At 56.0% G+C, this 19,380-nt stretch carries 21 protein-coding genes; 9 read left to right on the forward strand and 12 right to left on the reverse strand.

The window, feature by feature from the left end; genetic code table 11:
* Positions 1–114 precede the first annotated feature (114 nt).
* Entirely contained in the window at positions 115–1,476 is a 1,362-nt protein-coding gene (locus FU672_RS16380) for an MFS transporter (protein ID WP_148244057.1), read from the forward strand.
* Between the two features lie 31 nt (positions 1,477–1,507).
* Here FU672_RS16380 and FU672_RS16385 read toward each other — a convergent pair whose 3' ends face one another.
* Positions 1,508–1,999: a YajQ family cyclic di-GMP-binding protein gene (locus FU672_RS16385; RefSeq protein WP_023334701.1), complete on the reverse strand. Its 492-nt coding sequence runs from the start codon at positions 1,997–1,999 to the stop codon at positions 1,508–1,510.
* A gap of 121 nt (positions 2,000–2,120) precedes the next feature.
* Here FU672_RS16385 and panE point away from each other — a divergent pair, with 121 nt between their 5' ends.
* Complete coding sequence (gene panE, locus FU672_RS16390) at positions 2,121–3,032, forward strand: 2-dehydropantoate 2-reductase (protein WP_148244058.1); 912 nt, start codon at positions 2,121–2,123, stop codon at positions 3,030–3,032.
* On the forward strand, positions 2,995–3,588 hold the full coding sequence (gene yajL, locus FU672_RS16395) for a protein deglycase YajL (RefSeq protein ID WP_148244059.1): 594 nt from the start codon (positions 2,995–2,997) through the stop codon (positions 3,586–3,588). Before panE ends, yajL begins: the two co-directional genes overlap by 38 nt.
* Positions 3,589–3,681: 93 nt before the next feature.
* Here the strand turns inward: yajL and thiI are convergent, their stop codons facing one another.
* Positions 3,682–5,130: a tRNA uracil 4-sulfurtransferase ThiI gene (gene thiI / locus FU672_RS16400; RefSeq protein WP_032642000.1), complete on the reverse strand. Its 1,449-nt coding sequence runs from the start codon at positions 5,128–5,130 to the stop codon at positions 3,682–3,684.
* Positions 5,131–5,321: 191 nt separating this feature from the next.
* Between thiI and xseB the strand changes: the two genes are divergently transcribed.
* The 4 genes from xseB (at position 5,322) to FU672_RS16420 (ending at position 9,393) form a co-directional block, all read left to right on the forward strand.
* Positions 5,322–5,564 carry an exodeoxyribonuclease VII small subunit gene (gene xseB / locus FU672_RS16405; protein WP_008503331.1) on the forward strand — a complete coding sequence of 81 codons (243 nt, stop codon included), beginning with the start codon at positions 5,322–5,324 and terminating at the stop codon, positions 5,562–5,564.
* On the forward strand, positions 5,565–6,464 hold the full coding sequence (gene ispA, locus FU672_RS16410) for a (2E,6E)-farnesyl diphosphate synthase (RefSeq protein ID WP_148244060.1): 900 nt from the start codon (positions 5,565–5,567) through the stop codon (positions 6,462–6,464).
* Positions 6,465–6,488: 24 nt separating this feature from the next.
* Positions 6,489–8,351 carry a 1-deoxy-D-xylulose-5-phosphate synthase gene (dxs, locus tag FU672_RS16415; RefSeq protein ID WP_148244061.1) on the forward strand — a complete coding sequence of 621 codons (1,863 nt, stop codon included), beginning with the start codon at positions 6,489–6,491 and terminating at the stop codon, positions 8,349–8,351.
* A 67-nt stretch (positions 8,352–8,418) separates the two neighbouring features.
* Positions 8,419–9,393, forward strand: coding sequence for an aldo/keto reductase (locus tag FU672_RS16420; RefSeq protein WP_148244062.1), 975 nt, complete (start codon positions 8,419–8,421; stop codon positions 9,391–9,393).
* Between the two features lie 62 nt (positions 9,394–9,455).
* On the opposite strand, the gene thiL is transcribed toward FU672_RS16420, so the two are convergent.
* The 5 genes from thiL to nrdR form a co-directional block, all read right to left on the reverse strand.
* Complete coding sequence (gene thiL / locus FU672_RS16425; RefSeq protein ID WP_148244063.1) at positions 9,456–10,427, reverse strand: thiamine-phosphate kinase; 972 nt, start codon at positions 10,425–10,427, stop codon at positions 9,456–9,458.
* 77 nt (positions 10,428–10,504) lie between these two features.
* Positions 10,505–10,924 carry a transcription antitermination factor NusB gene (gene nusB / locus FU672_RS16430; protein WP_006809908.1) on the reverse strand — a complete coding sequence of 140 codons (420 nt, stop codon included), beginning with the start codon at positions 10,922–10,924 and terminating at the stop codon, positions 10,505–10,507.
* Positions 10,925–10,945: 21 nt separating this feature from the next.
* The gene (gene ribH / locus FU672_RS16435) at positions 10,946–11,416 is read right to left on the reverse strand and encodes a 6,7-dimethyl-8-ribityllumazine synthase (RefSeq protein WP_006176874.1); all 471 of its coding nucleotides are present in this window, start codon (positions 11,414–11,416) and stop codon (positions 10,946–10,948) included.
* Between the two features lie 87 nt (positions 11,417–11,503).
* Positions 11,504–12,607 (reverse strand): bifunctional diaminohydroxyphosphoribosylaminopyrimidine deaminase/5-amino-6-(5-phosphoribosylamino)uracil reductase RibD, encoded by a 1,104-nt coding sequence (gene ribD, locus FU672_RS16440; RefSeq protein ID WP_148244064.1) that lies wholly within the window; start codon positions 12,605–12,607, stop codon positions 11,504–11,506.
* A 4-nt stretch (positions 12,608–12,611) separates the two neighbouring features.
* Entirely contained in the window at positions 12,612–13,061 is a 450-nt protein-coding gene (gene nrdR / locus FU672_RS16445; protein WP_008503337.1) for a transcriptional regulator NrdR, read from the reverse strand.
* A 151-nt stretch (positions 13,062–13,212) separates the two neighbouring features.
* Here nrdR and FU672_RS16450 point away from each other — a divergent pair, with 151 nt between their 5' ends.
* Complete coding sequence (locus FU672_RS16450; protein ID WP_148244065.1) at positions 13,213–13,752, forward strand: SadB/YajI family lipoprotein; 540 nt, start codon at positions 13,213–13,215, stop codon at positions 13,750–13,752.
* Between the two features lie 267 nt (positions 13,753–14,019).
* Positions 14,020–14,898: a nucleoside-specific channel-forming protein Tsx gene (locus FU672_RS16455; RefSeq protein ID WP_148244066.1), complete on the forward strand. Its 879-nt coding sequence runs from the start codon at positions 14,020–14,022 to the stop codon at positions 14,896–14,898.
* 88 nt (positions 14,899–14,986) lie between these two features.
* On the opposite strand, the gene FU672_RS16460 is transcribed toward FU672_RS16455, so the two are convergent.
* From FU672_RS16460 to yajC, 5 genes are all read right to left on the reverse strand, one after another.
* Positions 14,987–15,667 (reverse strand): helix-turn-helix transcriptional regulator, encoded by a 681-nt coding sequence (locus FU672_RS16460; RefSeq protein ID WP_148244067.1) that lies wholly within the window; start codon positions 15,665–15,667, stop codon positions 14,987–14,989.
* A gap of 14 nt (positions 15,668–15,681) precedes the next feature.
* A complete protein-coding gene (locus FU672_RS16465) occupies positions 15,682–16,047 on the reverse strand; it encodes a VOC family protein (protein ID WP_111963427.1) in 366 nt (121 codons plus the stop codon).
* Positions 16,048–16,189: 142 nt separating this feature from the next.
* Positions 16,190–17,161, reverse strand: a complete 972-nt coding sequence (gene secF, locus FU672_RS16470; protein ID WP_148244068.1) for a protein translocase subunit SecF — start codon at positions 17,159–17,161, stop codon at positions 16,190–16,192.
* Between the two features lie 10 nt (positions 17,162–17,171).
* Positions 17,172–19,019 carry a protein translocase subunit SecD gene (secD, locus tag FU672_RS16475; RefSeq protein ID WP_148244069.1) on the reverse strand — a complete coding sequence of 616 codons (1,848 nt, stop codon included), beginning with the start codon at positions 19,017–19,019 and terminating at the stop codon, positions 17,172–17,174.
* Between the two features lie 27 nt (positions 19,020–19,046).
* Positions 19,047–19,379, reverse strand: coding sequence for a preprotein translocase subunit YajC (gene yajC, locus FU672_RS16480; RefSeq protein WP_087860408.1), 333 nt, complete (start codon positions 19,377–19,379; stop codon positions 19,047–19,049).
* Between the last annotated feature and the right edge of the window lies 1 nt (position 19,380).

Genomic DNA, 19,380 nt, shown 5'->3' on the forward strand with positions numbered 1-19,380 from the left:
CTTTTTTATTCACTGAATCTATTAATAACGCATGTAATATTTGTTAAATAACCCTTTATTTACCCCGCCCCTTCCCCGCACTACACTATGGCCTGCTTTTGAACTGAGGTGGTAATGAACGATTATAAAATGACGCCAGGCGAGCTACGCGCGACCTGGGGCTTAGGGACTGTCTTCTCGCTACGGATGCTTGGCATGTTTATGGTCCTGCCTGTTCTGACCACGTACGGTATGGCGCTGCAGGGCGCCAGCGAGGCGCTGATTGGCCTCGCGATCGGCATTTACGGTCTGGCGCAGGCAGTATTCCAGATCCCGTTTGGCCTGCTCTCTGACCGGGTGGGTCGAAAACCGCTGATCGTCGGCGGGCTGCTGGTCTTTGTGCTCGGAAGCGTTATTGCCGCCCTCTCCCACTCCATCTGGGGGATTATTCTCGGCCGCGCTCTGCAGGGTTCCGGCGCGATTGCCGCCGCGGTGATGGCGCTGCTGTCAGACTTAACCCGCGAGCAGAACCGCACCAAAGCGATGGCGTTTATTGGCGTGAGCTTTGGCGTGACTTTTGCGATCGCGATGGTGCTGGGTCCCATCATTACGCACACATTGGGTCTGCACGCCCTGTTCTGGATGATTGCCGTGTTGGCAACCATCGGTATTGCCTTAACTCTGTGGGTCGTGCCGAACAGCAAAAACCACGTTCTGAACCGTGAATCGGGGATGGTAAAAGGCTGCTTCAGCAAAGTGATTGTCGAGCCGCGCCTGCTGAAGCTGAACTTCGGCATCATGTGTCTGCACATTCTGCTGATGTCCACATTCGTTGCCCTGCCAGGCCAGCTTGCCGCAGCGGGTTTTCCGGCGGCTGAGCACTGGAAAATCTATCTGGTCACGATGCTGATTTCGTTTGTCTCCGTCGTGCCGTTCATCATCTACGCCGAAGTGAAGCGCAAAATGAAGCGCGTCTTCGTGGGCTGCGTGGCGGTCCTGCTGATTGCCGAAATTGTGCTCTGGGGTGCAGGTCCGCACTTCTGGGAACTGATTGCCGGCGTACAGCTGTTCTTCCTGGCCTTTAATCTGATGGAAGCGCTGTTGCCGTCGCTTATCAGCAAAGAGTCCCCCGCCGGTTACAAAGGCACGGCGATGGGTATTTACTCCACCAGCCAGTTTCTCGGCGTGGCGATTGGCGGCTCGCTTGGCGGCTGGGTGGATGGGCTGTTTGATTCACAGACCGTGTTTCTCGCCGGTGCGCTACTGGCGACAGTCTGGTTGCTGGTCGCCAGCACCATGAAAGAGCCGCGCTACGTGAGCAGCCTGCGGGTAGAAATTCCGGATGATGTGGAGATCAACGACGCGCTAAAACAGCGTCTTACATCGACAGAGGGCGTGAGTGAAGTGCTTATCGCGGCAGAAGAGCGCAGCGCGTATGTCAAAATAGACAGTAAAATGACCAACCGCTTCGAAGTCGAGCAGGCGCTCAAAGCGTGATAAAAAGCCCGGTTAAACCGGGCTTTTTATATTAATCGCGGAAGTTTTTAAACTGGAACGGTTGTCCCAGATCGCCGCCGCGCACCAGCGCCATTACGGACTGGAGGTCATCGCGGGACTTACCGGTGACGCGAATTTCTTCGCCCTGGATCTGCGCCTGCACCTTCAGCTTGCTGTCTTTGATGAGCTTAACGATCTTCTTCTGCACCGCACTCTCAATGCCCTGCTTCAGCTTAGCTTCAACAAACCAGTTTTTACCGCTGTGTACAAACTCTTCCGGCACATCCAGAGACGTTCCTTCAATGCCGCGTTTTAACAGCTTGGCGCGCAGAATGTCGAGCAGCTGATTCACCTGGAAATCAGACTCGCTCAGCACCTTAATGGTCTTATTTGCGTCGTTCAGCTCAAACGACGCCTCAACGCCACGAAAATCGAAACGTGACTCAACTTCGCGGGTTGCGTTCTCAACGCCGTTGCGAACTTCCTGGATATCAACTTCGGAAACAATATCGAAAGATGGCATCTTTTCTTCTCCCTTCACTTTTGTTGCGTTGCATAATACCCGCTACTAGGCATAACTCAACAGAAGCTTAGCTGTATAATTAAGCTGTAACACCTGGCGCAGTTGCAGGTGAGGAGGAACAATGAAAATTACAGTGCTCGGATGCGGAGCGCTTGGTCAGCTGTGGCTGACCGCGCTGTGCAAGCACGGACATGAGGTTCAGGGCTGGCTGCGCGTGCCCCAGCCCTATTGCAGTGTGAACCTGATTGGTGAAGACGGAAGCCTCTTTAACGAATCACTGACCGCGAACGATCCTGATTTCCTGGCACAAAGCGACCTTTTACTCGTGACGCTCAAAGCGTGGCAGGTCTCAGACGCGGTAAAGACACTGGCCGCGCAGCTCCCCCCCACTTCACCCATCCTGCTGCTGCATAACGGCATGGGGACCCTTGATGAGCTGAAAAGCGTCCCTCAGCCCCTGCTGATGGCGACGACCACGCACGCTGCACGTCGTGACGGCAACATCATCGTACACGTCGCCAGCGGTGTGACGCACATCGGCCCCGCCAGAACGCAGGATGGCGACTACAGTTATCTTGCCGATGTGCTGCAGAAGGTGTTGCCGGACGTGGCCTGGCATAACCATATTCGCCCTCAGCTGTGGCGTAAGCTTGCGGTAAACTGCGTGATCAATCCGCTGACGGCGCTGTGGGACTGCCCGAACGGGGAGCTGAAAAATCATCCGCAGGAGGTTGCGATGCTGTGTGCTGAAGTCGCGGCGGTCGTTGAGCGGGAAGGCTTACATACCTCGGCAGACGATTTGCGCTGTTATGTCGAGCAGGTCATTGAGAGTACCGCAGAAAACATCTCCTCAATGTTGCAGGATGTTCGGGCATTACGCCACACAGAGATCGACTACATCACTGGCTATCTGCTAAAACGCGCCCGTGCGCACGGCATCGCCGTGCCGGAAAACGCCCGTCTGTATGACCTGGTTAAACGTAAGGAGAGTGAATATGAGCGCGTCAGCACTGATCTGTCTCGCCCCTGGTAGCGAAGAGATGGAAGCGGTCACCACCATTGATTTGATGGTGCGCGGCGGCATTAAGGTCACCACCGCCAGCGTCGCCAGCGACGGTAATCTGGCAATCACCTGTTCACGCGGGGTGAAAATCCTCGCGGATGCACCGTTGGTACAGGTGGCTGACGGCGATTACGACATCATCGTGCTGCCCGGCGGCTTAAAAGGCGCGGAATATTTTCGCGACAGCCCGCTGCTGGTCGAGACCGTGCGTCAGTTTCATTTATCCGGCCGCATTGTCGCGGCAATCTGTGCCGCCGCCGGAACGGTTCTGATTCCGCACGATATCTTCCCCATCGGCAATATGACCGGCTTCCCGGGGCTTAAGGATACGATCCCGGAAGAGCATTGGGTGGATAAACGCGTGGTCTGGGATCCGCGCGTCAACCTGCTAACCAGCCAGGGGCCGGGCACCGCGATTGATTTTGCGCTGAAGATTATTGACCTGCTTGTCGGACGCGAGAAAGCGTACGAAGTGGCGTCATCGCTGGTGATGCCGGCGGGGATTTATAACTACTATGAAGAGTAGCGCATAAAAAAGCCGGGTAGCGGCTACGCCTTACCCGGCCTACAAATGCACGGTACCGTAGGTCCGGTAAGCGAAGCGCCACCGGGCGAGAAACTACGGGCGATACACCTTTACATTCGCAAAGCCCTGCTCACGCAGATACAGCGCCTGCAGGCGGCTCATCACCCCACGCTCGCACCACAGCAGATACGTTTTGCTCTTGTCGAGATCGCCAAATTTCGTGCTCAGCTTGTAGAACGGCAGAGAAACCACCTCAACGCCTTCGACGTTAAGCGGGCTGGCGTCCTGTTCATCAATCGAACGAATATCCACAATCACATCGCTGGCACCAAAACCGCTGACGGTTTCAACTTCAACCACTTCCTGCTCGGTCTGCTGGGCAATCTCACGGATATCAATGTTGGAGGCTTCCTCCACCACTTTGTCCAGGATGGCAAAATCGAAGTTCTCTTCTTCCGCTTCGATCTTCGCCTTCACCGCTTTCACCGTTGGGCTTTTTGAGATCACGCCGCAGTATTCCGGCATGGTGCGGGCAAAATCTTCGGTGCCGATTTCGCGCGCCAGATCGATGATGTGCTCTTTATCGTGGGAGATCAGCGGACGCAGGATCAGCGTATCAGACACGTTGTCGATCAGACGCAGGTTGGTCAGCGTCTGACTAGAGACCTGGCCCAGCGCTTCGCCGGTGACCAGCGCCTGCACGCCATAGCGTTCAGCCACTTTGGACGCCGCGCGCACCATCATGCGCTTCAGCACCACGCCCATCTGGCCGTCGTCCACTTTTTCGAGGATTTCACCGACCACAGGTTCGAAGTTGATCGCCACAAAACGCACACGGTGGGAGCTGCCGAAGCGGTTCCACAGGTAATGCGCGACCTGACGAACGCCGATTTCATGCGCTGCACCGCCCAGGTTGAAGAAGCAGTAGTGCACGCGGCAGCCGCGACGCATCAGCATATAGCTGGAGACGCCGGAGTCGAAGCCGCCGGAGATCAGGGACAATACGTCTTCCTGAGTGCCAATCGGGAAGCCGCCGATACCTTCATAGCGCCCTTTCACCAGCAGCAGGCGATCGTTTTCGATCTCCAGGTTCACGGTCACGTCCGGGTTGGTCAGACGTACGCGCGCCGTCTCAACATGCTGGTTCAGACCACCGCCGACGTAACGTTCCACTTCAATGGAGCTGAATTCGTGCTTGCCGCGACGCTTCACGCGCACGCAGAAGGTTTTGCCTTCGATCTGATCGCGGTACTGGACCAGCGCTTTCTCGAAGATGTCGTGCATATCGCTGAACGGAACATCTTCCACTTCGAGAATATGGTGGATCCCCGGAATACGGGTCAGCGCGTCGCGGATATCCTGACGTTTGTTTTCGTCTTTCGCACGGACCTCAACGTGGTCCCAGTGGCGCACCACGGCGAGGGTTTCGTCGTAGTGCTTTAATACGTTACGAATGTTCCCGGTGAGAATTTTAATAAAGCGCAAACGCACAGATTGGCTTTTGATGGTGATTTCAGGGAACAATTTAATGATAAACTTCATGGCGGCAATGTTTCTTAGGCAAGCGTATTAAGGCTTGTAATGGAAAAGAGTACAGCAGCCCACACCCGTGGCTGCATCCAGGCGCGCAAGTATACCACCATCGCGCCGCTCCTGTGCACATTGCGCGTTATTTGATAATTGCCCTGAGTCCGTTACCATGTCGGGGCTGAGAATATAAGAGTCAATTCACTATGCCGAAGAAGAACGACGCACCGGCCAGTTTCGAAACTGCGCTGAGTGAACTGGAGCAAATCGTAACCCGTCTTGAGAGCGGCGATCTCCCGCTGGAAGAGGCGCTCAACGAATTCGAGCGTGGCGTGCAGCTGGCGCGCCAGGGGCAGGTCAAACTGCAGCAGGCCGAGCAGCGCGTGCAGATCCTGCTTTCCGACAGCGAAGATGCGAAAACCACGCCTTTTACACCGGACGCCGAGTAAATGGATTTTGCCAATGAGCTTCAGGCGCGTGTCGTACGCGCCAACGACGCCCTGCGCCGTTTTATTGCGCCACAGCCTTTTCAGAACACTCCACTGGTTGAAGCCATGCACTATGGCGCACTCTTGGGTGGAAAGCGCCTGCGCCCGTTCCTGGTGTACGCCACAGGCAATATGTTTGGTATCAGCGATGACACGCTGGACGCCCCGGCAGCCGCCGTTGAGTGCATCCATGCCTACTCGCTGATCCACGACGATCTCCCGGCCATGGACGACGACGACTTGCGTCGGGGACAACCCACCTGCCATATCAAGTTTGGCGAGGCGAATGCCATTCTGGCGGGTGATGCCCTGCAAACGCTGGCGTTCTCGATTCTGAGCGACGCGCCGATGGCGGAAGTGGCTGACCGCGACCGCCTGGCGATGATCTCCGAACTGGCGATGGCCAGCGGCGTGGCCGGCATGTGTGGCGGTCAGGCGCTGGACCTTGAAGCGGAAGGACGTCAGGTTAATCTGGAACAGCTGGAGCGTATTCATCGCCATAAAACAGGGGCATTGATTCGTTCCGCCGTTCGCCTGGGCGCGCTGAGCGCGGGTGAGCAAGGGCGCAAAGCCCTGCCGATTCTGGACAGATACGCAGAAAGTATCGGTCTGGCATTCCAGGTTCAGGATGACATTCTGGATGTGGTGGGCGATACTGCAACATTGGGTAAACGTCAGGGTGCGGACCAGCAGCTTGGCAAAAGTACCTACCCCGCCCTGCTGGGTCTTGAGCAAGCCCAACGTAAAGCCCGGGATCTGATTGACGATGCCCGCCAGTCGCTAAATGAACTGGCCGCGCAATCGCTGGATACCTCGGCACTGGAAGCGCTAGCGGACTATATAATCCAGCGTGATAAATAAACTATATATCTCGATGAGCCTTTGATGAGTTTTGATATTGCCAAATACCCGACACTGGCGTTAGTTGACTCCACCCAGGAGTTACGTCTGTTGCCGAAAGAGAGCCTGCCGAAGCTGTGCGACGAGCTTCGTCGCTACCTGCTCGACAGCGTAAGCCGCTCCAGCGGCCATTTCGCCTCCGGGCTTGGCACGGTAGAGCTGACCGTGGCGCTGCACTATGTCTATAACACGCCGTTCGATCAGCTCATCTGGGACGTGGGCCACCAGGCTTATCCGCACAAAATTCTGACCGGACGTCGCGATAAAATTGGCACCATTCGTCAGAAAGGCGGCCTGCACCCGTTCCCGTGGCGTGGTGAGAGCGAGTATGACGTGCTGAGCGTCGGCCACTCCTCCACCTCCATTTCTGCGGGCATCGGTATTGCCGTTGCCGCCGAAAAAGAGAACAAGCAGCGCCGCACCGTCTGCGTGATTGGTGACGGCGCCATTACCGCCGGCATGGCCTTCGAAGCCATGAACCATGCGGGCGACATCAAGCCGGACATGCTGGTTATCCTTAACGATAACGAAATGTCGATCTCCGAGAACGTCGGCGCGCTGAACAACCATCTGGCCCAGTTGCTCTCCGGCAAGCTTTACTCCTCGTTGCGTGAAGGCGGCAAGAAAGTCTTCTCCGGCGTACCGCCGATTAAAGAGCTGCTCAAGCGTACCGAAGAACACATCAAAGGCATGGTCGTGCCGGGCACCCTGTTTGAAGAGCTGGGCTTTAACTATATTGGCCCGGTTGACGGCCACGACGTGCTGGGTCTGGTGACCACGCTTAAGAACATGCGCGACCTGAAAGGCCCGCAGTTCCTGCATATCATGACCAAAAAAGGGCGTGGCTACGAACCGGCGGAAAAAGATCCGATCACCTTCCACGCGGTCCCGAAATTTGACCCGTCCAGCGGCTGTCTGCCAAAAAGCAGCGGCGGCATGCCGAGCTATTCAAAAATCTTCGGTGACTGGCTGTGCGAAACCGCAGCGAAAGACAACAAGCTGATGGCGATCACCCCGGCCATGCGTGAAGGCTCCGGCATGGTGGAGTTCTCCCGAAAATACCCTGACCAGTATTTTGACGTTGCCATTGCCGAGCAGCATGCGGTGACGTTTGCAGCGGGCCTGGCCATTGGCGGCTACAAGCCGGTTGTCGCTATCTATTCCACCTTCCTGCAGCGCGCCTACGATCAGGTGATCCATGACGTGGCGATTCAGAAGCTGCCGGTACTGTTTGCTATCGATCGTGCGGGTATCGTCGGTGCTGACGGCCAGACACACCAGGGCGCGTTTGACCTGTCGTTCCTGCGTTGTATCCCGGGTATGGTCATCATGACGCCAAGCGACGAGAACGAATGTCGCCAGATGCTGTTTACCGGCTACCACTACCAGGACGGCCCAAGCGCCGTTCGCTATCCGCGCGGCAATGCAGTAGGCGTTGAGCTCCAGCCGCTGGAAAAACTGCCGATCGGTAAAGGTCTGGTGAAGCGTCGCGGTGAGAAAGTGGCGATCCTGAACTTCGGTACGCTGATGCCAGAGGCGGCGAAAGCGGCTGAAACGCTGAATGCTACCCTGGTAGACATGCGCTTTGTGAAGCCGCTCGACGACTCTCTGATCCTGAGTATGGCCGAGACGCATGACGTGCTGGTCACGCTGGAAGAAAACGCCATCATGGGCGGCGCGGGCAGCGGTGTGAACGAGGTGCTGATGGCAAATCGTAAAGCCGTGCCGGTGCTGAACCTCGGCCTGCCGGATCATTTCATTCCGCAAGGTACTCAGGACGAAGCCCGTGCGGCGATTGGCCTGGACGCGGCTGGTATCGAAGCCAAAATCCGCAGCAGGCTGGACTGACCCCTCCCCCCCCCTTTTCCGCTCCTGCTATGCTTAAACCTGGTGTTTAAACAGCAGGAGCGGAACCGTGCAATACACTACGTTAGGAAAAACCGACCTTAAGGTTTCCCGACTTTGCCTGGGATGCATGACTTTTGGCGAGCCCGATCGGGGTAATCACGCCTGGACGCTGCCGGAAGAGAGCAGCCGTCCGATTATCAAACGCGCCATCGAGGGCGGCATTAACTTCTTTGACACCGCCAACAGCTACTCCGACGGCAGCAGCGAGGAGATTGTCGGCCGTGCCCTGCGCGATTTTGCCCGTCGTGATGACATCGTCGTCGCTACCAAGGTCTACTATCCGTCAGGCGATCTGACTGAAGGCCTTTCTCGCGCGCAGATCCTGCGCTCTATTGATGACAGCCTCAGACGCCTGAACATGGATTACGTCGACCTGCTGCAAATTCACCGTTGGGATTACAACACGCCAGTCGAGGAGACGCTTGAAGCGCTCAACGATGTGGTGAAAGCCGGTAAAGCACGCTACATCGGCGCGTCGTCTATGCACGCATCGCAGTTTGCCCAGGCGCTGGCTCTCCAGGCGCAGCACGGCTGGGCGCGCTTTGTCACCATGCAGGATCACTACAATCTGATCTATCGTGAAGAAGAACGCGAGATGCTACCGCTGTGCCATCAGGAGGGCGTGGCAGTGATCCCGTGGAGCCCGCTGGCACGCGGCCGCCTGACCCGTCCATGGGGGGAAACCACGGCTCGCCTGGTATCGGATGAAGTGGGAAAAAATCTTTATGGCGGTACAGAAGCCAGCGATGCGCTGATTGCCGAACGTTTAGCCGGGATCGCCGACGATACCGATGCAACCCGCGCCCAGGTGGCGCTGGCGTGGCTGCTGGGTAAGCGTGGGGTCGCGGCACCGATTATTGGAACGTCGCGGGAAGAACAGCTGGATGAACTGCTGAATGCGGTTGATCTCACGCTGACGCCGGAGCAGATTGCCGAGCTGGAGACGCCGTATCAGCAGCATCCGGTGGTGGGGTTTAAGTAAGCTCCATCTTTTGTAGGCCGGGTAAGGCGGAGCCGCCACCCGGCAATACAGAGCGCACAACATCACGCGAAGTGATCGTACCCTTTCCAGTCCAGCGTAACGGGCGCACCGTCTTTCACAAACTTCAGCCCTTCACTCTCCGGCATGATCTGACCGATGCAGGTAAATTTCGCGCCGAGATGCGCTAACGCCACGTCCAGCGTTCCACGGTTGAGCTCAGGCACCGTGAAGCACAGTTCGTAGTCTTCACCACCAGACAGCGCCCAGCGCAGCGCCTGCTCAGGTTCCACATGGCGAAGCAGTTGCTCAGACAGCGGGAACAGATCCAGGTCAACGCGCGCGCCCACACCGCTGGCCTTCAGGATATGCCCGAGGTCCGAGATCAGCCCGTCAGAGAGATCGATAGCCGAGCTTGCCCGTTCGCGCAGCGCCTGGCCATGCAAAATACGTGGCGTTGGCCGCAGATGGCGTTTCAGCAGATACGCCTCATCGTCAGCATCTTCAACTGTTAAAAAGTTCTGAAGGATCGCCAGCCCTGCCGCGCTGTCGCCCGGCGTACCGGTCACGTAGATCCAGTCGCCTGGTTTTGCGCCTGAGCGCTTCAGCGCGCGGCCGAGCGGCACATAGCCGTGGATCGCCAGCGTCATCGACAGCGGCCCGGCAGTAGTATCACCGCCAATCAGCTGCATATCGTAGTAACTAAGCTGCTCAAACAGCGCATCGCTAAAGGCTTCAAGCCAGGCTTCATCCACCTCTGGCAGGGTCAGAGCCAGCGTCAGCCACGCGGGATCGGCGCCCATCGCCGCCAGATCGCTGACGTTAACCGCCAGCGCTTTATACGCCAGATCGGCAGGATCGATATCCGGTAAGAAATGACGGCCGCACACCAGGGTGTCGGTGCTGATTGCCAGCGTCTGTTTTTCAGGAATATTGAGAAGTGCACAGTCATCGCCAATGCCGGTTTCAACATCAAGACGAGAGGTTCTGACACGGTCGAAATAACGGGCAATCAGGGAGAATTCGCCGCATGCCATACGTTATGCCTCAGCAAATAAAAGAAAAAACCGGAGCCGCACTGCCCGTCAGGCAATGCAGGACTCCGGTTTGCGGATCACTTTTTGTGGGGACGGATCGCAGGTGCTGCTTTATCAAGTACGCCATTTACAAATTTGTGGCTGTCTTCAGCGCCGAAGGTTTTCGCCAGCTCGATCGCTTCATTGATGGCCACTTTATACGGCACATCATCACGTTTAGACAGCTCAAACAGCGCGATACGCAACACTGCTTTTTCTACCTGACCCAGCTCTTCGAGCAGACGGGACAGGTAAGGTTTCATCAGACCATCGAGATACGCGCTATTAGTCGCCACTCCCGACAGCAGTTCACGGAAGTACAGAACGTCAACGTCTTTCACGTCCTGTTCTGACAGGAACTGGTATTCAACATCAGCGATGTCGTTCTGGGACAACTGCCAGGAGTAAAGTGCCTGGACGGCACATTCACGGGCGCGGCGACGAGCAGCAGGTTTCACGGAATTCCCCTTACAAAAAAATCAGGCCTTGATGGCTTTCAATACATTGATCATTTCAAGTGCGGTCAGTGCGGCTTCTGCACCTTTGTTACCGGCCTTGGTGCCAGCACGTTCGATGGCTTGTTCAATACTTTCGGTGGTCAGCACGCCGAACGCGACAGGAATTTCAGCGTCCTGCGCAACGTGTGCCAGACCGTTGCTTGCACCGCCCGCAACGTATTCGAAGTGCGCAGTGCCGCCACGAATAACGGTACCCAGCGCAATCACCGCGTCGTATTTACCGGTTTTCGCCAGCGCACCCGCCGCCAGTGGCAGTTCGTAAGCGCCTGGAACCCAAACAACGGTAATGTTGTCATCTTTAACCTGGCCGATGCGTTTCAGGGCGTCAATAGCACCTTCCAGCAGGCTGTCGTTGATGAAGTTGTTGAAACGCGCAATGGTGATGGCGACGCGAGCGTCCGGGGTAGCTACAGCAGCTTCAATAATGTTCATACTCTTCCTTTACGGGTTCATTTGGCCCCGCAGGGGGGCGGATTTTATCATAATACTTTGCGCACTGCTTCCCTATTTCAGGAGCAATTACGCTGTCGTTAAGTGGAGGCAGACATCCGGACCCACCGGACGAATCTCGCTGAATTTGAGTTGTGGTGCATCGGCCAGTTTTTCAAGGCCAGGCAGCACAAACAGGCCGCGCGCATCGTTACCCAACAGTTTAGGCGCAACGTAGACAATCAGTTCATCCACCAGCCCGGCCTGTAAGAGCGCACCGGCGAGCGTTGGCCCCGCTTCGACCCAGATACTGTTCACCTGCTGCTTGCCGAGCAGCATCATCAGCACAACTAAATCCAGATGCCCGTTATGCTCCGGCACCATGATGCTGCGCACGCCTTCCGGCCATTCGCGCGTATCTTCTTTGGTGCGGGCAATCCAGGTTTCACCCGGCTGCTGGACGATGCGGTGCTCCGGCGTCACGCGGTTCTGGCTATCAATGATAATACGCAGCGGCTGACGCAGGTTCTCCTGCGGGTAAAGCGCCTGGGTATCGGCATTCAGTTCGTCCCAGCGCACGGTCATGGCCGGATCGTCAGCGAGAACGGTTTCACTGCTGGTGAGGATAGCATGGCTTTGCGAGCGCAGACGTTGCACATCGCGCCTTGCCTGTGGCGAGGTTACCCACTGGCTTTCGCCGTTTGCCATCGCCGTACGACCGTCCAGCGAGGCGCCCAGCTTGAGCTGAATATACGGGAACCCCGTGCGCATGCGCTTCAGAAAGCCTTTGTTGATCGCTTCCGCGTCCTGCATCATCAGGCCATGGCTGACGTCAATGCCTTCCTGCTGCAGGCGATACAGCCCGCGTCCGGCCACCTGCGGATTTGGGTCCTGCATCGAGGCGACCACGCGTGAAACACCGGCGGCAATCAGCGCTTCGCAGCACGGCGGCGTACGCCCGTGATGGCTGCAGGGCTCCAGCGTGACGTAGGCTGTGGCACCGCGTGCCTTCTCACCAGCCATGCGCAACGCATGAACCTCGGCGTGCGGTTCGCCGGCACGATAGTGAAACCCCTCCCCCACGATTTCGCCATCTTTTACGATCACGCACCCGACGTTCGGGTTGGGATGGGTGGTAAAACGACCGCGCTGCGCCAGTTTCATGGCGCGCGCCATGTACATCTCATCGTGCATGAGCTTAATCCTGTAAGCGGGCGATCTCTTCGCCAAACTCTTTGATGTCTTCGAAGCTGCGGTAGACTGAGGCGAAGCGGATATAGGCGACCTTATCGAGCTTTTTCAGCTGCTCCATTACCAGGTTGCCGATCATTTTGCTGGGTACTTCACGCTCACCCAAACCACGAAGGTAAGATTTTATGTGGTTTAACGCCATCTCAACGTCGTCCGCGCTGACGGGACGTTTTTCGAGGGCTTTCAGCATCCCGCTGCGCAGTTTCTCTTCGTTAAACGGCTCGCGCACGTCGTTACTTTTTACCACGCGCGGCATTACCAGCTCTGCAACCTCAAAGGTCGTAAAACGCTCGTTGCACACCAGACACTGCCGACGACGGCGTACGGATGACCCTTCGCCCACAAGACGAGAGTCGATGACTTTGGTATCCACAGCGGAGCAGAATGGGCAATGCATACGGTATCCCTGTTATCCGGTTAACTGATTTTCATTTTACCCTGATCTGGCCTGACAACAAAGGAAGAGCTTTTTGAGACAAAGGATCTATGTCTGACACGAGGATGCTGGCTACCATTAGGCAATCCGTTATTTCAAGGAAATAAACGCAATGACAAGACGTTACCTGAAAATTTTGCTGGTGGGGAGCCTCTTCACCCTTAGCGCCTGTGCACAACAAGCCGAAGTCCGTCAGATGAAACAGAGCGTGAATACGCTCAATACGGCGATGGACAAACTGAACAAAGAAACGGTGAAGATCACCCAGCAAAACGCCCTGAATGCGAAATCCAGCAGCGGGGTTTATCTCCTGCCGGGAGCGAATACGCCTGCGCGTCTCAATAGTCAGATTGGTACGCTGAAAATGTCGCTGGTGAACGTGGCGGCGAATGCAAATGGTACTCGCGCAACATTACGCATTCAGGGAGAATCCAACGATCCGTTGCCAGCCTTCAGTGGTACCGTCGAATGGGGACAGATCCAGGGCACCACTGAAAGCTACCAGGAGGTGAATGTTAACAGCCAGCTGTTCACCGCACCGGCCAGCGTGCTGGCTCCGAGCGATGTTGACATTCCGCTGCAGCTTAACGGACTGACTCCGGATCAGTTAGGTTTTATCCGCATTCACGATATCCAGCCCGCCGCGCAGTAACCCTCTCTTTAGCGGAGTGCAATGTCACTCCGCTAACATTTACATTTCGTATGGATTGGCAACATAAATGATTGCCGCTACAATCCCGGCCGTTTAAAGTACGCAAACGTGAACGCAATCGATTACGTATGTGAGAGATATGTGAAACAACACATATTTTTGTGAGCAGGGATTCCTATAATAGGCACCGCAGAAACACGAAATATTTAGAAACGCAATTCGCGCATTTTTCACTCCCGGAAGGGAATTTCAATCAGTGGCATGATTATGAAAAAAACATTACTCGCAGCTGGCGCCGTGCTGGCACTGTCTTCCTCTTTCACTGTTAACGCAGCGGAAAACGATAAACCACAATACCTCTCCGACTGGTGGCATCAGAGCGTTAACGTGGTCGGCAGCTACCACACGCGCTTCGGACCACAGATCCGCAACGATACCTACCTGGAATACGAAGCATTCGCCAAGAAAGACTGGTTTGATTTCTATGGCTATATGGATGCACCGGTCTTCTTTGGTGGTAACTCTCAGGCAAAAGGTATCTGGAACCACGGTTCTCCTCTGTTCATGGAGATCGAGCCGCGCTTCTCCATCGACAAGCTGACCGGTACCGACCTGAGCTTCGGTCCGTTCAAAGAGTGGTACTTCGCGAACAACTATATCTACGACATGGGCCGCAACGAGTCTGGTCGTCAGAGCACCTGGTATATGGGTCTGGGTACCGACGTTGACACCGGTCTGCCAATGAGCCTGTCCCTGAACGTGTACGCGAAATACCAGTGGCAGAACTATGGTGCCGAAAACCAGAATGAGTGGGATGGCTACCGTTTTAAAGTGAAATACTTTGTGCCAATCACTCAGCTGTGGGGCGGTAACCTGAGCTACATCGGCTTCACCAACTTCGACTGGGGTTCAGATCTGGGCGATAAGAGCGGTTACGCTGAAAACGGCATCAAGCAGCGTACCAACAATTCCATCGCCTCTAGCCACATTCTGGCGCTGAACTACGATCACTGGCACTACTCTGTAGTGGCACGTTACTGGCACAACGGCGGCCAGTGGAACGACGATGCGAAACTGGTGTGGATGAACGAAAACGTCCGTTCTACCGGCTGGGGTGGTTACCTGGTTGTAGGTTATAACTTCTAATCAGTGCGGGTTTCGCCCGGTGGCGCTGCGCTTACCGGGCCTACGATCCGAATGTAGGCCGGGTAAGGCGTAGCCGCCACCCGGCTTTTTACTGTTTAACCTTTCGCAAAAAATCTGCCAGAGACCTGTCCGCACTCTCGCTAAACCGCCTCTCCGTCTGCACAATATTGAGGCATCGGTCGAGCCGGAAACAGCGGTAGTCATCGCGCCGTTCACACCACGCCGCCAGCAGCCAACGCTCCCCCCAGAAGAACAGCCCCAGCGGCTGAACCTCGCGCTTTGAGAGCTGTCCGGCTTCATCACGGTAATGCAACGCCAGCACGCGCTGGGCGGAAATCGCCTGATGAATCATGTCAAAATCGCTGCGGGAGTGGCTTTGCATGCAAAAATCCGGGGCATAGATCCGCGTCTGCTCCGCCTTTAGACGGCTCTCCTCGGGCAGGATAGCCAGCACCTTCTCCTGAGCCGACTCCAGCTCGCGCGACAGCGATTCCCCTCCCCAGGTTTTGAGCAGGCGAATCGCGACGATCAGCGCCTCTGACTCCTTATTTGTCAACATCAGCGGTGGCAGGTCAAAACCCGACATCAGCCGATATCCGCTCCCCGCCTCACCTTCCACCGGCACGCCGGAAAGCGACAGGTCACGGATATCGCGGTAGACCGTGCGCTCGGACACGCCAAGCCGATCCGCCAGATGCGCTGCCGTTGTCAGACGCCTGCCCCGCAGGATCTGCACAATCTGAAACAAACGGTCAGCGCGTCGGGTCATATCTTATTCCGCTCTCAGGCAGGTTGATGGAGGCCGACGCGGTTACCCTCGCTGTCGGTAAACAATGCGATAGTGCCAATACCATGCGGCAGTTCCAGCGGGCCAAACACGCACTCACCGCCCGCAGAGGCGATGCGATCGAGCGTGGCCGCCAGATTGTCAGTATGCAGGTAAATAATAGCGCCCTGCAAAGACGGTGTAACGCCGTCAAATTTTGCCAGCGCCCCGCCGGTACCTGGATCCTCATGCGGGAAAACGGCCAGCTCCGCACAGTCCATTTTCTCGCGACGCAGCGCGAGCTGCATCACCGGCTCATAAAATTTGATGGCGCGATCCATATCCGAGACCGGAATTTCAAACCAGTTAATTACGCTTTTCATACATCCTCCTGACTGTTGTTTGGGTTCAGAAGGAGTCTACGACAGGGCTCCTGACAGCATACTGTCAGGAGTGTTTGTCAGGAGCAGATAAAAAAAATCCCGGTCAACAGACCGGGATTTCGATAACGCGCTAAACGTCGCTTTACGGCAGAATGGACGGTTGATCCGCCCCTTCTTTCTCGACTTTCTGCTGGAGCAGGTGCTCGCGCTTCATGCCGAGTTTCAGTGCCAGTGCGGACGCGACGTAGATAGACGATGCCGTACCGATGGTGACACCAATCAACATGGTCAGCGAGAAACCTTCCAGTACCGGACCACCAAAGAGGAACAGCATCAGGATCACCATCAGGGTTGTACCGGATGTGATCAAGGTACGGTGCAGCGTCTGGGTCAACGACACGTTAAAGATTTCGTACGGCGTACCGCGACGGATCTTACGGAAGTTTTCACGGATACGGTCAGATACCACGATACTGTCGTTCAGTGAGTAACCGATAACGGACATCAGGGATGCCACAATCGTCAGGTCAATCTCAATGTGGAACAGCGACAGTATGCCCATGGTGATCACCACGTCGTGCGCCAGGGCGATAACCACACCGGCCGCCAGTCGCCACTCAAAGCGGAAACCGACGTACACCAGGATGGAGATCAGCGCCACCAGCAGCGCCATCGCACCGGTCTGCGCCAGGTCAGCCCCCACGCTTGGGCCGACGAACTCAATACGCTTAACCGCCGCGCTCTGGCTGGTTGTTTCGTTAATCACGCTAACAACCTTACTGCCCAGCTCCTGGCTGCCGTTGGCATCGTGCACCGGCGGCATACGCACCATGATGTCGCGGCTGCTGCCGAAGTTCTGCAACAGCGGCTCTTCAAAGCCCGCTTTCTGCAGAGACAGGCGCATCTGGTCCATATCGACCGGTTTTTCCAGGGAGATCTCGATGACTGTACCGCCGGTGAAATCAAGACCCCAGTTAAAACCTTTCACGCTCATAATGCCGATGGACAGAATCAGCAGCAAACCTGAAATGCCGAAGGCCCAGTAGTCCCAGCGCATAAAGTCCCAGACTTTACGGCCATGGTTCAATTGTTCAACAGTATATTCCTGTGCCACAACGCACTCCTCAGATAGACAGCTTTTTGACGCGCTTGCCGCCGTACAGCAGGTTCACGATGGCACGGGTGCCGACAATAGCGGTAAACATTGACGTTGCGACACCGATACCGGTGGTAATCGCAAAGCCTTTGATCGCGCCAGTACCCACTGCATACAGGATAAGAACCTTAATCAGTGTTGTTACGTTCGCATCGAAGATGGAGCTGAACGCGCCTTTATAGCCTTCGTCAATCGCCTGCTGAATAGAGCGACCGTTGCTCAACTCTTCTTTGATACGTTCGTTAATCAGTACGTTGGCGTCGACCGCCACCGCAAGGGTAAGAACGATACCCGCAATCCCCGGCATGGTCAGCGTTGCCCCCGGCAGCAGGGACATAATGCCGATGATCAGCACCAGGTTGGCGATCAGCGCGGACGTCGCAATCAGACCAAACTTCTTATAGAAGAAGATCATAAAGAGGATAGAGACCGCGAGGCCAGCCAGACACGCTTCCAGACCCTGCTGGATGTTTTGCATACCCAGAGTAGGACCAATGGTACGCTCTTCAACAATCTGAATTGGCGCAATCAGCGCACCGGCACGCAGCAGCAGGGAGAGCTGACGCGCTTCGTTCGGGTTGTTAATACCGGTAATACGGAAGCTGTTACCCAGACGAGACTGGATATTGGCGATGTTAATCACCTCTTCCTCTTTCACCAGTACCGCACGACCGTTTGCATCTTTCTTACCGCTGTCTTTGTACTCCACGAACAGAGTCGCCATCGGTTTACCGATGTTGTCCTTGGTGAAGTTAGACATGATGTTACCACCCGCGCTATCCAGCGAGATGTTAACCTGCGGCTGGTTGTATTCGTCCTGGCTCGACGTGGAGTCGGTGATGTGGTCACCGGTCAGAATCACGCGTTTGTACAGCACAACTGGCTGACCTTCGCGAGTCTGTTTCACTTCGGAGTCACCCGGAATACGCCCTGCTGCTGCAGCGGACTGATCGACGTTGGAGTTCACCAGACGGAATTCCAGCGTTGCGGTCGCACCCAGAATCTCTTTCGCACGCGCAGTGTCCTGGATACCCGGCAGTTCAACCACGATACGGTCAGCACCCTGACGCTGTACCAGCGGCTCAGCCACACCCAGTTGGTTTACACGGTTACGCAGAATGTTGATGTTCTGCTGAACGGCATATTCACGCGCTTCTTTCAGACGCGCATCGGTCATCACCGCACGCAGCTGGTTGCTGCCCTGAGAGGTGATCACCAGGTCACGGTGACGTTGGGTCAGGTAATCTACAGCCTGATCGCGCGCCGCACTGTCGCGGAACGTGATGCTCATGCCGTAGTTATCTTCTTTACGCACGGTGGTGTAAGCGATGCCTTTATCACGCAGATCGCTGCGCAGGCTGTCGATATTCTGTTCCTGCAGCTTGCCGAGCGCGGTATCCATATCCACTTCCATCAGGAAGTGAACGCCGCCACGCAGGTCAAGACCGAGTTTCATTGGCTCTGCTTTCATCGCAGCCAGCCAACGCGGGGTTGCAGGGGCAAGGTTAAGCGCCACGACGTATTTGTCACCCAGCACGCCCATCAGCGCTTCGCGAGCGCGGAGCTGCGTGTCGGTGGTGTCGAAGCGAGCAAGAATTGCGCCCTCTTCCAGAGCCACAGACTTAGCGGTAATTTTTTCTTCTTGTAACGTTTTCTGGACCTGGATCAGCGTTTGCTCACTGGCGGCGACACCGCGCGCGCCAGTGATTTGAACGGCCGGATCCTCACCATACAGGTTGGGAAGCGCGTACAGCAGGCCGACGAGAATCACGACGACCAGCATGATGTACTTCCACAAAGGATAACGGTTTAACACGGCAGTTCCCTTTGGGAAAAGTTGGGATTACAGCGCCTTCATGGTGCCTTTCGGCAGAACGGCAGCTACGAAGTCACGTTTGATGACCACTTCAGTGGTGTCGTTCAGGGCGATAGCAATGTAGCCGTTTTCAGCCACTTTGGTCACGCGACCCACCAGACCACCGTTAGTCAGTACTTCATCGCCTTTCGCAATGGAGCTCATCAGGTTTTTGTGCTCTTTGGTGCGCTTCTGCTGTGGACGTAGGATCATGAAGTAGAAGATCAGACCGAACACAACCAGCATCAGAATCAGAGACATCGGGCTGCCCTGCGCTGGAGCACCTGTTGCCGCTACCGCATCAGAAATAAAAAAGCTCATT

Origin of the sequence: Enterobacter asburiae, assembly GCF_008080435.1 — a bacterium.
GTDB lineage: Bacteria > Pseudomonadota > Gammaproteobacteria > Enterobacterales > Enterobacteriaceae > Enterobacter > Enterobacter asburiae_C.